Annotated in this window: 16 protein-coding genes; 8 read left to right on the top strand and 8 right to left on the bottom strand. The window is 73.4% G+C overall.

All coding sequences use genetic code 11. The features are described from left to right. Positions 1-63: 63 nt before the first annotated feature. Both BKA22_RS04640 and BKA22_RS04635 read left to right on the top strand, forming a co-directional pair. Positions 64-501 carry a nitroreductase family deazaflavin-dependent oxidoreductase gene (locus BKA22_RS04640; RefSeq protein WP_218866513.1) on the top strand — a complete coding sequence of 146 codons (438 nt, stop codon included), beginning with the start codon at positions 64-66 and terminating at the stop codon, positions 499-501. An 86-nt stretch (positions 502-587) separates the two neighbouring features. Further along, positions 588-1046, top strand: coding sequence for a hypothetical protein (locus BKA22_RS04635; protein ID WP_146954082.1), 459 nt, complete (start codon positions 588-590; stop codon positions 1044-1046). A 37-nt stretch (positions 1047-1083) separates the two neighbouring features. On the opposite strand, the gene BKA22_RS04630 is transcribed toward BKA22_RS04635, so the two are convergent. From BKA22_RS04630 to BKA22_RS04610, 5 genes are all read right to left on the bottom strand, one after another. Further along, positions 1084-1737, bottom strand: coding sequence for a hypothetical protein (locus BKA22_RS04630; protein ID WP_146954081.1), 654 nt, complete (start codon positions 1735-1737; stop codon positions 1084-1086). Positions 1738-1818: 81 nt separating this feature from the next. Next, complete coding sequence (locus BKA22_RS04625) at positions 1819-2085, bottom strand: hypothetical protein (protein WP_146954080.1); 267 nt, start codon at positions 2083-2085, stop codon at positions 1819-1821. Then, complete coding sequence (locus BKA22_RS04620; protein ID WP_146954079.1) at positions 2085-2522, bottom strand: hypothetical protein; 438 nt, start codon at positions 2520-2522, stop codon at positions 2085-2087. The genes BKA22_RS04625 and BKA22_RS04620 overlap by 1 nt, the downstream gene beginning before the upstream one ends. 164 nt (positions 2523-2686) lie before the next feature. Further along, positions 2687-3307: a CE1759 family FMN reductase gene (locus BKA22_RS04615; RefSeq protein WP_146954078.1), complete on the bottom strand. Its 621-nt coding sequence runs from the start codon at positions 3305-3307 to the stop codon at positions 2687-2689. Positions 3308-3356: 49 nt separating this feature from the next. Continuing rightward, positions 3357-4562: an LLM class flavin-dependent oxidoreductase gene (locus BKA22_RS04610; RefSeq protein WP_146954077.1), complete on the bottom strand. Its 1206-nt coding sequence runs from the start codon at positions 4560-4562 to the stop codon at positions 3357-3359. Between the two features lie 225 nt (positions 4563-4787). Between BKA22_RS04610 and BKA22_RS04605 the strand changes: the two genes are divergently transcribed. Genes BKA22_RS04605 through BKA22_RS04580 form a run of 6 tightly spaced genes read left to right on the top strand, consistent with a single transcriptional unit; the run spans position 4788 to position 11067 of the window. Further along, positions 4788-5861, top strand: a complete 1074-nt coding sequence (locus BKA22_RS04605; protein WP_223203687.1) for a response regulator — start codon at positions 4788-4790, stop codon at positions 5859-5861. Next, entirely contained in the window at positions 5858-6841 is a 984-nt protein-coding gene (locus tag BKA22_RS04600; protein WP_146954075.1) for an ATP-grasp domain-containing protein, read from the top strand. The genes BKA22_RS04605 and BKA22_RS04600 overlap by 4 nt, the downstream gene beginning before the upstream one ends. Continuing rightward, positions 6838-7596, top strand: a complete 759-nt coding sequence (locus BKA22_RS04595) for a PHP domain-containing protein (RefSeq protein ID WP_146954074.1) — start codon at positions 6838-6840, stop codon at positions 7594-7596. Before BKA22_RS04600 ends, BKA22_RS04595 begins: the two co-directional genes overlap by 4 nt. After that, complete coding sequence (locus BKA22_RS04590) at positions 7593-9077, top strand: glycosyltransferase family 2 protein (protein ID WP_146954073.1); 1485 nt, start codon at positions 7593-7595, stop codon at positions 9075-9077. The genes BKA22_RS04595 and BKA22_RS04590 overlap by 4 nt, the downstream gene beginning before the upstream one ends. After that, the gene (locus tag BKA22_RS04585; protein WP_146954072.1) at positions 9074-9265 is read left to right on the top strand and encodes a hypothetical protein; all 192 of its coding nucleotides are present in this window, start codon (positions 9074-9076) and stop codon (positions 9263-9265) included. The genes BKA22_RS04590 and BKA22_RS04585 overlap by 4 nt, the downstream gene beginning before the upstream one ends. Then, positions 9262-11067 (top strand): sensor histidine kinase, encoded by a 1806-nt coding sequence (locus BKA22_RS04580; RefSeq protein WP_146954071.1) that lies wholly within the window; start codon positions 9262-9264, stop codon positions 11065-11067. Before BKA22_RS04585 ends, BKA22_RS04580 begins: the two co-directional genes overlap by 4 nt. Here the strand turns inward: BKA22_RS04580 and BKA22_RS04575 are convergent. The 3 genes from BKA22_RS04575 to BKA22_RS04565 are packed head-to-tail and all read right to left on the bottom strand — an operon-like array spanning position 11033 to position 12633. Next, on the bottom strand, positions 11033-11236 hold the full coding sequence (locus tag BKA22_RS04575) for a hypothetical protein (protein WP_146954070.1): 204 nt from the start codon (positions 11234-11236) through the stop codon (positions 11033-11035). The two genes, BKA22_RS04580 and BKA22_RS04575, sit on opposite strands and share 35 nt — an antisense overlap. After that, complete coding sequence (locus BKA22_RS04570; RefSeq protein ID WP_146954069.1) at positions 11217-11951, bottom strand: signal peptidase I; 735 nt, start codon at positions 11949-11951, stop codon at positions 11217-11219. The genes BKA22_RS04575 and BKA22_RS04570 overlap by 20 nt, the downstream gene beginning before the upstream one ends. 4 nt (positions 11952-11955) lie before the next feature. Next, entirely contained in the window at positions 11956-12633 is a 678-nt protein-coding gene (locus BKA22_RS04565) for a hypothetical protein (RefSeq protein WP_146954068.1), read from the bottom strand. Between the last annotated feature and the right edge of the window lie 76 nt (positions 12634-12709).

Genomic DNA, 12709 nt, shown 5'->3' with positions numbered 1-12709 from the left:
GGACCGAGCAGTCCGTCGACGGGCCCGTCCCGCAGCGCCCGGTGGCGGCCTAGGCTGACGGACGTGGCTGTCGGAGCAGGTCAGAAGATGTTCGTGCGCGCGCACGCGGCGCTCTACCGGGCGACGGGCGGGCGTCTGGGCGGCCGCATGGCGGGCATCCGGCAGATCCTGCTGACGACCACGGGCCGCAGGTCGGGGCAGCCGCGCACGATCCCGCTCGCGGGGACGCCCGACGGCGACGCGGTCGTGCTGGTCGCCTCGAACGGCGGCGCCGCGCACGACCCGGCCTGGTTCCTCAACCTCGTCGCCGACCCGCACGTGACCGTCCAGCGCGGCCACGAGGTGCTGCCGATGGTGGCCCGCGTCGCCGAGGGCGAGGAGCGCGTGCGCCTGTGGGGCCTGGTCACGGCCGCCAACCCGGGCTACGAGCGCTACCGCGGTCGCACCTCGCGCACGATCCCGGTCGTGGTGTGCGCACCCGACCCGACGCGCAGCACATGAGATCCGCCGACCGTCGGTCGTGGCGACTCATCCCGTCCCACTCAGGGGAGCACGGGGTGGGAGTGGCCGGTGCGTCACGGACGGGCGTGCGCGTCGCGATCGTGGTCGGTCTGGGAGTAGGCGGGCTCGTTCTCGGCGGGTGCGCTCGCGAGTCCGTCGGGTCGCCGACCGCGCCGACCGCGGCGAGCGCGGTGACGCAGACGGTCGCGCCTGCGCCCTCGCCGAGCCTGTGCGCCGAGTTCCACGTGACGGATTCGGCGCCCGGTGACGTCGAGGGCTGGTGGAGCTCGTCCCCTGCGGACGCCGACGGGAACGTCCTCACCGATCCGGCGCGGTGGCCCGAGCAGCTGCGGGAGCACCCGCGTGTGGCGCTCGTCGACACGGACACCGGGGCGGTGATCTCGAGCTGGGACCGCGCGACCTGCGGGCCGGACGACACCTACGCGCCCGTGCCCTCCGCCGACTGGCCGACCGGCTCGATCGCCGTGGTGGACATGGACACCGGCGAGACCATCGCGACGATGACGAGCCCGCAGCGCCCGTAGCCGAGGTCGCCGAGGAACCCGGTGCGTGCGTCGTGCGTCAGGCGCGCGCCTCGGCGGCGATGCGTCCGCGCACGGGCGCGCCGACCAGGTCGAGGTCGCGGCGCACCAGCTCGACGAGCCGGGTGAGCTCGCGGTCACCCTCGGTCTCCAGGAACTGGCGCTGCATGGCGACCAGCTCGAGGTTCATCGGGTCGCTGCCGACCCGGTCGAGGACGTCGGAGCACCACTGCTCGGCCCGGTTGGCGGCGTCGACCACGGCGGTCCCGGTGTAGATGCCGGCGGTGCTGCGGGCCATCCGGAAGACCAGGTGCACCTCCTCGTGCACGCGCAGGGACTGACCGTGATCCCCGGCGCTGAGGGGTCGGCCCGCGCTGACGGCCTGGGTGGTGGCCCACAGCACGGAGTCGGTGGCGCGCAGCAGCTCGCTGGTGGCCTGCACGAGGGCCTTGAGCGCGGCGGACCGTTCGGCACGCTCGGCGACGTGCGCCGCGTGCCGCAACGTGATGTCGCGCCAGACGTCCTCGGCGTGCTCGACGGTCTCGTCGGACTGGTCGGCGCTGCGGCGCACGGCACGGGAGACGACGAGGGCGACGATGAGGGCGCCGAGGAGCGGGGCGATGCTCGGCCCCCACTGCTCCCACCAGGTCAGCGCGTCATGGGCGAGGGCGGAGGGGGACAGGGTCGGCACCATGCCGGGAGCCTACTGACAATGGGACGAATCGGACATGACCCTCACCCGTCCGGCGGCATGCGGGTCTGCGGGGCCGCTCGGTCAGATCTGCAGCAGTCGCACCAGTGACGAGACGATGATCAGCACGACGACGCCGATGGCGCTCGCCATCTTCACTCGCCGGGTCCGCCTCTGCGCCTCCGGCGAGCCGTCCTGCCGCAGCGCGACCAGGGCGGCGCCGCCGAAGCCCAGGATCACGAGCGAGACGAGAACGCCCCACCATGCGCCGATCGCGGCGTTGCCGATCAGGGAGATGGCACCGATGGCCGTCACGGCGACGGCGGAGGAGTAGGCCTTCAGGTTGCCCATCAGCAGGTGAACGTCCCGCTGATGCTCGCGTCCTCCGACACGGTGGCATAGCTCCCGTCGTCCTCGAGCATGGCGACGCGCCCGGCCAGGTCCGTGGCCACGAACCCGTCCTCGTTCGCGGCCGGTCGCTCCTGGGACAGGAAGGTGAGTCCGTCCCCGAGCTGTGCGGTGACCGCGGAGCTCGGAGACGTGGCATCGATCGGGATCAGCCCGCCGACGCCCGCGTCTCCCTCGATCCCCAGATACGACCACGCGTCACCGAACACCGAGCAGTGCGGGTCGACCGGTGCGATCTCGACGGTGACGTTCGTTCCGTCGTCCGCGGTGTACGCCACCGTGAAAGGCGTGCTCTCGGGTGCATCGCTCGAGCTGCACCCCGCGAGCGAAGGCACCGCGACGAGCAACGCACCCAGCGTGACCCCGACGGTCTTGGGCACGGTTCGGTCCTCACGCATGGCCCTCGGCCGTGGAGCGCAGCACGTCGGTGTCAACGGCGAAGGTCATCGAGCTCGCATTTCCGTGGACGTCCAGGAGCGTCGGGCACCGTATCAGGACACTCCGTGTGTCACGCGGGCCCCCTGTGGACACCCGGGCGGCGAGGTCAGGCGCCCCCGAGCAGCTGCTCGAACGAGGGGACGGCGTCGTAGAGCCCGACGGGCGCGGAGGGCTCCCGGTCGGCGACGGTCTCGGCGAGCTCGCGCCCGGCCCGACGGATGCGCTCGGGCAGCGGGTTGGTCTGGTCGCCGCCCGCGTCGGCCCAGTCGTCGGTCGCGGCGAACACCGAGGTGCCGGTGACGTCGGCGTGCAGGTAGCCGAACAGGGGTCGCAGCGCGAAGTCGATCGCGAGGGAGTGCCGCGGCGTGCCGCCGGTCGCGCCGAGCAGCACGGGCACGCCGGCCAGGGCGTCCTTGTCGAGGATGTCGACGAACGACTTGAAGAGCCCGGAGTAGGACGCGGTGTAGATGGGCGTGACGGCGATGATGCCGTCGGCGGCGGTGATCGCGGCGATCGCGTCGGCCAGCGCGCCGGTGGGGAACCCGGTGAGCGTGGCGTCGACGACGGCGTGCGCGAGGTCGCGCAGCTCGACGACCTCGACCTGTGCGGTGTGCCCGCGGGCGGCGAGCTCGGCGGCGGTGGCCTCGGTGAGGCGGTCGGCGAGCAGGCGGGTGGAGCTGGGCTGGGACAGTCCGGCGGAGATGACGACGAGACGGCGGTCGCTCATCGGGGTCCTTCTCTCGGGTCGAGGGGGGTGTCGTGGGTGGTCGGGTGGGTCAGAGGCCGAACGCGGCGCCGGGGCGGGCGGCGGGGGTGGCGGCCTGCGCGGCCTCCAGGTCGTCCTCGGCGGTCTTGCCGGTCCAGTGGTCGCCGGCGGCGACGGTCTGGGTGTGCACCTGGCCGGCGGCGCGGGCGGCGGCCACGCGCTCGGCGTGCGTGGGCGGGTTGGCGGGCACGTGCGCGGGGCGGGCGGACTCGGCCTCGCGGCGCAGCACGGGCACGACCTCCTCGGCCAGCAGGTCGATCTGCTCAAGCACGGTCTTGAGCGGCAGGCCGGCGTGGTCGATGAGGAACAGCTGGCGCTGGTAGTCGCCGACCTCCTCGCGGAACTTCCCGTACCGGTCGATGACCTGCTGCGGCGAGCCGACGGTGAGCGGCGTCTCGCGCGTGAAGTCCTCCATCGAGGGGCCGTGCCCGTAGACGGGTGCGTTGTCGAAGTAGGGGCGGAACTCGTCGCGAGCCTTCTGCGCGTCCTTGCGGATGAACACCTGCCCGCCGAGCCCGACGATGGCCTGGTCGGCGCGGCCGTGCCCGTGGTGCTCGTACCGCTGGCGGTAGTAGCGGACCATCTGCTTGGTGTGGCTCATGGGCCAGAAGATCGCGTTGTGCAGGAACCCGTCGCCGTAGAACGCGGCCTGCTCGGCGATCTCGGGGGTGCGGATCGAGCCGTGCCAGACGAACGGCGGGACGCCGTCGAGCGGGCGCGGGGTCGAGGTGAAGCCCTGCAGCGGGGTGCGGAACTTGCCGGACCAGTCGACGACCTCCTCCTCCCAGAGGCGGCGGACCAGCGCGTAGTTCTCGACGGCGAGCGGCAGGCCCTGGCGGATGTCCTGCCCGAACCACGGGTAGACCGGGCCGGTGTTGCCGCGGCCGAGCATGAGGTCCATGCGGCCGTCGCTGATCACCTGGAGCATCGCGTACTCCTCGGCGATGCGGACCGGGTCGTTGGTGGTGATGAGGGTGGTCGCGGTCGACAGCGTGATGTTCTTCGTCACGCCCGCGAGGTAGCCGAGCATCGTCGTGGGGGACGAGGCGACGAACGGCGGGTTGTGGTGCTCGCCGGTCGCGAAGACGTCGAGGCCGGCCTCGTCGGCGTGCCGGGCGATCGTGAGGATGTTGCGGACGCGCTCGGTGTCGTCCGGGGTGCGGCCGGTCGTGGGGTCGGTGGTGACGTCGCTGACGGTGAAGATCCCGAACTGCATCTCATGCCTCACAAGATCGATGCGTTTGCATGTACTCGCGCCTCAACGGGGGACCTTCGGCCCGTATTCCCCCGCCGCACGTGCGACCTGCGTCACAGCTCACCGCTGTCGGCGCTCCGGGCGCGTCCGAGGCGCGCCGGAGGGCCTCCCGTTACCGTGACCGCAGGGCGGGACAAGCGAGACAGGGCGCGACACCGGTCGGCCGCGCCCCTGCGGAGGTGGTGCGTGACCGAGCAGCTGCGGGTCCTCGTCGTCGAGGACGAGCCCGACGCGGCCGAGTACGTCCGCACGGTGCTCACCCGCCGTGGCGGCATGGACGTCGTCGTCGTGCACGACCCGATCTCCGCGCTCGCCGAGGTCGACCGCACCGTGTTCGACGCGGTCGTCACCGACATCCAGCTGCCCGGCATGTCCGGCCTCGACCTGCTCACCGAGCTGCGCGCCCGACGCCCCGGCCTCCCGGTCGTCGTCATGACCGCGTTCGCCAGCGTCGACTACGCCGTCGAGGCGCTGCGCCGCGACGCCGACGAGTTCCTCACCAAACCCGTCGCGGCCGCCACCCTCGTCGACCGCATCGGCACGGTCGCCCGCGCGGGCCGCCGCCGCCGGCAGGAACTCCATCACGAGGTCGTCCTCGCGGTCGGCGCGCACCCCGACGACGTCGAGATCGGGATCGGCGCCACCCTCGCCTCGCACCACGCCAACGGCGACGCCGTCGTCATCCTCACGCTCTCCTGCGGGGCGGTCGGCGGCACCGTCGAGGCCCGACGCGGCGAGGCGCTCGCCTCCGCCGCGCTCGTCGGCGCGCGCCTGTTCCTGCACGACCACCCCGACACCCGGCTCGGCACCGACCCCGGGCTCATCACGACGGTCGAGCAGGTCGTGCGCGAGGTGGCCCCCACGATCGTCTACACGCACAGCGCGCACGACCGGCACCAGGACCACCGCGCCGTGCACCAGGCCGTCGACGTCGCCGCCCGGCGGGTCGCGTCCGTCGGCTGCTTCCAGAGCCCGTCGTCCACGATCGACTTCCGGCCCACCCGGTTCGTCCCCGTCGACGACTTCGTGGAGACCAAGCTCGCCATGCTCGCCGCCTACGCCTCGCAGGCGCACCGCGACTACATGGCCCCCGACCTGGTCCGGGCGACCACGCGTTACTGGTCGCGGTTCTCCACGTCCGAGCACGCCGAACCGCTCGAGATGATCCGGATGGCCGCGCTGCCCAGCACCGCCCGGGCCGCCCAGGTCGGCACGACCGCCGACGACCACGACCACAGCGCACCCACGGGGGGACGATGACCACCACCGAACCGACACGGGTGCTCGTGACCGGGGCCGGTGGACCGGCCGGTGTCGCGATCATCCGCTCGCTGCTGCGTCGGGACGACGTCGTCGTGCTCGCCGCCGACATGGACCGCTGGGCCAGCGGCATCTACCTCGTCGAGCCGGAGCACCGGCGCCTGGTGCCGGCCGGACGGGCCGAGGACTTCGTCGAGGTCGTGCAGGCGATGTGCCGCGACGACCGTGTCGACGTGCTGTTCCCGACCGTCGACGTCGAGCTGCCCCGCATCGCCGCGGCCCGCGACGCGTTCGCCACCGCAGGCACGGTCGTCGCCTCGCCCTCGCTCGCCACGCTCGAGACCTGCCTGGACAAGCTCGCGCTCGCCCGCGCGTGCGCCCGGACCGTCCGCGTGCCGCGCACCGAGCTCGTCGGCACGCCGCAGGCCGTCAGCGGCTGGGACTACCCCGTGATCGTCAAGCCGCGGCGCGGCGCCGGGTCGCGCGGCGTGCGGGAGGTGCCCGACGAGACGACGCTGGACGCCGTGCACGCCGAGGAGGACCTGCTCGTGCAGGAGCTGCTGCCCGGCGAGGAGTACTCGGTCGACGTGCTCGCCGACCTCGACGGGAACGTCGTCGCGGCGGTACCCCGGGCCCGGCTGCGCGTCGACTCCGGGGTCGCCGTCGCCGGCGTCACCCTGCACGACGACGAGCTCGTCGCGACCGCCACCGCCGTCGCCCGGGCCGTCGGGCTCACGACGGTCGCGAACGTGCAGCTCAAGCGGGACGCCGACGGGGTGCCGGCGCTCCTCGAGGTCAACCCGCGGTTCCCCGGGGCGATGCCGCTGACGATCGCCTCGGGCGTCGACATGCCCTCGCTCGTGCTCGACGCCGTCCTCGGCCGGCCGCTGCCCGCGCACGTCGACTTCACCGAGACCGCCAACGTGCGCTACCTCGAGGACGTCTTCCTGCCCGTCGACGCGATCCTGCCCGCTCGATGAGCACCCCGGACGGCACCGCGGTCGGCCCGGCCCGGCCCGCACGCCCCTCCCTCACCGGGGACCACCACGTGCACTCGACGTTCTCCGACGACGCCGTCAGCGCGCCCGTCGAGAACCTCGAGGCCGCCGCGCGCGCCGGGCTGCGCACGGTGCGCATGGTCGACCACGTGCGCGTCTCGACCACCTACGTGCCCTCGTTCCTCGCCGTCGTGCGCGGCCTGCCGCCCGTCGACGGCCTCACCGTGCTCACCGGGGTCGAGGCCAAGATCCTCGACGCCTCCGGCGCGGTCGACGCCCCGCCGGAGGTCCTCGCCGCGCTCGGCCGACCCGACGGGCCCGACCGGGTGCTGCTCGCCGACCACCAGCTGCCCGGACCCGACGGGCCGTGGAGCCCGCGCACGACCCGCGAGCGCATGGCCGCCGGGCTGGCCGCGAGCGACGTGCTCGACCTGCTCGTCACCGCGACCGTCCGCGCGATGCACCGCGTCGGCCGCGCGCAGGTCGCGCACCCGTTCTCCCTGCTGCCCAAGATCGGCCTGTCCGAGGACGACGTCAGCGACGAGCACCTCGACGCGCTGGCCGCCGCCGCCGTCGCGACGGGGACACCCGTCGAGGTCAACGAGAAGTGGCGCTGCCCGGGCCCGCGCGCCCGGACCCGCTGGGCCGCGGCCGGAGTCGAGCTCGTGGCCTCCACCGACGCCCACCACGCGGGCGACGTCGGCACGTACCGGTGGCTGGGCGCCCTGGACGCATGAGCGACACCTGGCACGCGCTGCTCGTCACCGCGCTCGTCCTGTGCGTCGGCATCGGTGCCATGCCCGTGTTCGCCGGGCTCGTGCAGTACGCGCTCGTGCCGGTGCACGGTGTCCGCAACCACCTGCGGCACGCCGCGCCGTACCTGCCCCGGGTCGTCGTGATCATCCCGGCGTGGAACGAGGCGGCCGTCATCGGGGCGTCGGTCGACCGGCTCATGGCGCTCGAGTACCCGCCCGACCGGCTGCGCGTCTACGTCGTCGACGACGCCAGCACCGACGGCACGCCCCAGGTCGTGCAGGCCGCGGTCGCCCGCTTCCCCGGTCGTGTCGTCCACCTGCGCCGCGAGCAGGGCGGGCAGGGCAAGGCGCACACGCTCAACCACGGCATCGCCGTCGCCCTCGCGGACGACTGGATGCAGGCGCTGCTCATCATGGACGCCGACGTCATCTACCGCCCCGACTCGCTGCGCCGGATGACCCGGCACCTGGCCGACGAACGCGTCGGCGCGGTCACCGGGTTCATCCGCGAGGGCTCGGGTCGACCCGGGACGCTGGCCCGTTTCATCGGCTACGAGTACGTCACCGCCCAGTCCGCCGCCCGTCGGGCCCAGAACGTGCTCGGCGCCATGGCCTGCCTGGCCGGCGGCGCCCAGCTGCACTCGCGCACCAACCTCGAGGCCATCGGCGGCCGGATCGACACCACCACGCTCGCCGAGGACACGTTCATGACGTTCCTCACCCAGCTCGACGGGCGCCGGGTCGTCTTCGAGCCCGACGCCGTCGTCCTGGCCGAGGAGCCCGAGACCATCAACGCCCTGTGGAAGCAGCGCGTGCGCTGGGCCCGCGGGAACGTGCAGATCACCTCCCGGTTCCGTGACGTGTGGTTCCGGCCGTCGCGCGACCATCGGCTCGGCTCGGTGCTGTTCGGGCTCATCTGGTTCGCCGTGTACCTGCTGCCCGTCGCGATGACCCTCGCCGCCGTCGGGCTCGTCGGGCTGCACCTGCTCGACTCCGTGACGGCCACCGAGGTGTTCCGGGTGCTGTGGTGGGTCGCGATCACCGCGTACGTGTTCATCACGGCGACCACGCTGATGCTCGACCCGGTGACCGGGCGGCGCACCTGGTTCCAGGGCATCACGTTCCCGGGGATCGGCTCGCTCGTCATCATGGTCGCCGCCTGGTTCCCCGACCTGCTCGAGGTGCGTCTGCCCGCGCTGTTCGGCCTGCAGATGACGCCGGTCGGCCGGGAGGTCTGGCTGCTGACGATCTACTCCTGGTCGGTGCTGACCATGGTGCTCGCGTGGCTGCTCAAGCAGGTCGAGCGGCTGCCCGGTGGCCGGCACGTCGCCGGCGTGCTGCTGTACGTGGTGGGCTTCGGCCCCGTGCTGTGCGCCATCACGCTCGACGCGTACGTCAAGCAGGCCCGGGGCGCGGCAGCAGTCTGGGACAAGACCGAGAAGACGGGACGGGTGGTCGGATGACCCGCGGCACGCACCGCTCGACGGCGGTCCCCTCGGCGCAGGCCGCCGACTGGGCGACCCTCACCCCCGAGGTGTTGCAGGACGAGATCGACACCAACGCGCGCCACGAGCGCCGCGTGCTGGTCGTCGCCGCGCTCGCCGCGGCGCTGACCGGCCTGGCGCTCGTGCTCCGGACGGTCCTGGCATGAACGAGTGGGCGGCCCGCGGCCCTGCCTCCGACAGCCCGTTCGCCCGGCTCACCCGGTGGTGGGCCGAGGAGGCCTCGATCGTCGAGCGACAGGTGCCGTTCACCGTCCTGTACGTCATCGCCCTGCTCACCCTGCTGCTCCCCGCGATCGCGGTGCCGGACCCCGGGCTCGTCGCGATCGGTGCCGTGCTCGTCGGGCTCGAGACCGCGGCGGCGTTTGCGCTGCCGTGGCGGCGTTGGCCCGACTGGACGCTCTACGTGCCGCCCCTGGTGCAGATGCTCGCGGTCGGCTTCCTGCGCGTCGGCACCGGCGGGCCGGCCTCGCCGTTCGCGCTGATCATGGTGCTGCCGGTGGTCGACCTCGCGGCCCGACGCGGTCGGCGGGGCGTGGCCGTGGCCGCGATCGGTGCCGCCGGGATCATCGCCATCCCGCTGGTCCTGGGCACCACCGACACCATGATCACCACGATCCTGGTGGTGCGCGCGGTGTTCGTCCCGCTCGTCGTGCTCGTCGTCGCCTACACGGTCAACGGCCTCACCGAGCGGCTGCGCGCCCGCACCGAGACGTTGGCGACCCTGCGGCGCATGCAGGACGCGCTGCTCGAGCGCATGCGCGCGGACGCCGTCGAGCTGGCGCGTGTGGCCGCCGACCGTCGGGCGAGCCGGGACATGCTGCTGTCGGTGTTCGACGCCGTGACCGAGCAGGCGATCATCGCCGCCGACGAGGACGGGCTCGTCGACGTCTTCAACCCCGGGGCCGAGAAGCTCCTCGGGTACGCCCGCGCCGACGTCGTCGGGCTCATGAGGCTCACCGACCTCCACCTGCGTGCCGAGCTCGTGGCCCGGCGGGCCGAGCTGTTCCACGAGGACGGCGAGGTCGACAACCCCCGCTTCCTGCTCGAGGCGCTCGTCGCGCCCGCGCTCGCCGGCCGACCGGAGGTGCGCGACTGGACCTACGTGCGCCGCGACGGCTCGCCGATCACCGTGCGCCTGGCGGTCACCCGGCGTGCCGACACCGACCCGCGCTCGGCCGGCTACGTCGTCGTCGCGGCCGACGTGACCGCCGAGCGCGAGACCGACCGGCTCAAGGAGCGGTTCGTCTCGCTCGTCAGCCACGAGCTGCGCACCCCGATCGCCTCGGTCCTCGGCTACGTCGAGCTGCTGCGCGACGAGTCCGACCCGCTGACCGCGGAGCAGGTGGGCTACCTCGACGTCATCGAGCGCAACGCGCGCCACCAGCTGCGGCTCGTCGGCGACCTGCTGCTGACCGCCCAGGTGCGCGCCGGCCGGTTCGCCGTCCAGCGCGCCCGGATCGACCTCGGTGACGTCGTGCGGGCCTCCGTGCAGACGGCGGTGCCGGCGGCGCAGGCGGCCGGGGTGGAGCTCGAGGCGCACACCGATCCCGTGGTGATGATCGACGGCGACGCGGGCCGGCTCGCGCAGGCCGTCGACAACCTGCTGTCCAACGCGATCAAGTTCACGCCCTCGGGCGGCACGGTCACGGTCGCGGTGCGGCGCGCACGCGGCCCGATCGGGCAGCAGCAGGCCGAGGTCCAGGTGACCGACACCGGCATCGGGATCCCGCCGGACGAGGTCACGCACCTCACCGAGGACTTCTACCGGGCGTCGACCGCGACCCGCCGGGCGCTGCCGGGCTTCGGGCTGGGGCTGGCCATCACGCACGCGATCGTCACGGGGCACGGCGGGCGGCTCGAGGTGACGAGCCGGGTCGACGAGGGCACGACCTTCACGATGGTGCTCCCCGCGGTCACGGGGTCGGTGCGAACGTCGGCGCCGTCGTGACGCCGGTCGTCACGGGTGCCTCGTCGACGAAGACGGCGCCCGTGGAGCCCGTCGGTGCCAGCGCCGGGCCGGCGAGGGCGAGCAGCCCGAGGAGCAGCGCCGCACCCATCCGGACCCAGGTGCTGCGTTCCGTGCGCCGCCGGCGGGCGTCAGTCGAGGAGGAGGTCATCGAAGGCCCTCCCGTCGTCGGCAGGTCGTGAGTCCGCGGGCGGGCGGCGTCGTCGCGCACCCACCACCGCCATGATCTCCAGCGTCGCCAGGGACAGCAACGGCGGCACGAGCATCACGGCCCGACCTCGCGCGGAACCGGCCCACTGCAGCACCCACCCCCAGCCCTGGTGCACCGCCAGGACGACGCCGCGCACGCGGGTCAGCGGCGTCGCGTTGGGATCCCGTTCGGGGTTCGCGTCGCCCTTGGTCACGATGTACGGGTTCTCGACCTGCTCCCCGGCGTCGTCGAGGACCGGCACGGACCGCGTCGGGTCCACCCGGTCCGCCTCGAGCTGCGGCAGCATGTGCAGCTCGACCACACGGTGCGTGACCAGCGACTGCGAGCCCACTGGCCAGAACGAGACGACCTGACCGACCTTGAGCTGGGACGGGTCGGTGATGCGCCGCAGGACGACCGCGTCGCCGGCCTTGAACGTCGGGGCCATGGAGCCCGAGGTGACCACGAGCAGGCGCTGCTGGTGCACCTGGAACCAGAGCGGGACGGCCAAGGACGTCGCGTAGGCCAGCCCGCACACCACGACGACCGTCCACAGGACCGCCGTGACCCCCCGCAGCCACCAGGGCCGCGCGCCCTCCCGGGGTCGCCGGGTCCGGCGGCGGTTCTCCACCCGCCGTCGCTCGACGGTCGGCGTCTGCCGACGGGCCCGGGTCATCGGCTCAGTTGTTGACCGTCTGCTCGGCGACGAAACGGATCGTGATGTCCGAGGCCGTGTTCTGGTACTCGTTGCCGGCCGCCGGGTCGAAGTCGACGCGCGCGCACAGCGGCTCGCCGGTGAGTGCGGCGAGCGCCCGGTCACCCTCCTGCGCGCCCTGGGCGACGTCGCCGAGCAGGGCGGAGTCGGTGCCCGCCAGACCGAACCCGGTCGACGCGATCGGGGTCGCCGCGGCGGTGCCCTGCACCGTGCAGGCAGCCGCGTCGAGCGCGTAGAGGCTGAGCGAGAGGACGTCCTGCAGCGAGCCGGTGGCCGCCGGGGTCTCCAGGTCGGGGTTGGTCGTGCCGGGCGTGCCGGCGACGGCCGAGTACCGCACCGCGTACCGCAGCGCGAGCGAGCCGTCGTTCGACACGGTGATCGGGGCGACCGTCGCGCCACCGGGCGCGAGCCCCTCGGCCGGGAAGTCGAACGTGCCGATCCCGCTCGCGAGGTCGACCGTGCCGGACATGATCCCGGCCTGCACGGTGTCGTTGTCGGTGAACAGCGCCGAGGTGGTCAGGGAGGTGGCGCCGACGACCGACAGGCCCACGATCGCCACGGTCGCCCACATGCGGCGTCGACGCGGCTTGTCACGCGGCGCCGGGGCGGGGTCGATCATCTCCTGGAGCAGGTCGTCGATCACTGCGGGTGCCCTCCTCGGGCCGTGGTGCTGTGCGTGGAACGGGTGCGGGACCCCGAGGGGCACCACGATGGTGCTC

Origin of the sequence: Cellulomonas soli (assembly GCF_013409305.1) — a bacterium.
GTDB classification, from domain to species: domain Bacteria; phylum Actinomycetota; class Actinomycetes; order Actinomycetales; family Cellulomonadaceae; genus Cellulomonas; species Cellulomonas soli.
Note: the sequence above shows the minus strand (reverse complement) of the source record. Positions and strands in the feature narration are given on the sequence as shown.

Coding starts and splice junctions, on each gene's coding strand:
- BKA22_RS04630 (WP_146954081.1), bottom strand. CDS start 1,737: ATGGTGCCGACCCTGTCCCCCTCCGCCCTCGCCCATGACGCGCTGACC.
- BKA22_RS04625 (WP_146954080.1), bottom strand. CDS start 2,085: ATGGGCAACCTGAAGGCCTACTCCTCCGCCGTCGCCGTGACGGCCATC.
- BKA22_RS04615 (WP_146954078.1), bottom strand. CDS start 3,307: ATGAGCGACCGCCGTCTCGTCGTCATCTCCGCCGGACTGTCCCAGCCC.
- BKA22_RS04610 (WP_146954077.1), bottom strand. CDS start 4,562: ATGCAGTTCGGGATCTTCACCGTCAGCGACGTCACCACCGACCCCACG.
- BKA22_RS04600 (WP_146954075.1), top strand. CDS start 5,858: ATGACCACCACCGAACCGACACGGGTGCTCGTGACCGGGGCCGGTGGA.
- BKA22_RS04595 (WP_146954074.1), top strand. CDS start 6,838: ATGAGCACCCCGGACGGCACCGCGGTCGGCCCGGCCCGGCCCGCACGC.
- BKA22_RS04590 (WP_146954073.1), top strand. CDS start 7,593: ATGAGCGACACCTGGCACGCGCTGCTCGTCACCGCGCTCGTCCTGTGC.
- BKA22_RS04585 (WP_146954072.1), top strand. CDS start 9,074: ATGACCCGCGGCACGCACCGCTCGACGGCGGTCCCCTCGGCGCAGGCC.
- BKA22_RS04580 (WP_146954071.1), top strand. CDS start 9,262: ATGAACGAGTGGGCGGCCCGCGGCCCTGCCTCCGACAGCCCGTTCGCC.
- BKA22_RS04575 (WP_146954070.1), bottom strand. CDS start 11,236: ATGACCTCCTCCTCGACTGACGCCCGCCGGCGGCGCACGGAACGCAGC.
- BKA22_RS04570 (WP_146954069.1), bottom strand. CDS start 11,951: ATGACCCGGGCCCGTCGGCAGACGCCGACCGTCGAGCGACGGCGGGTG.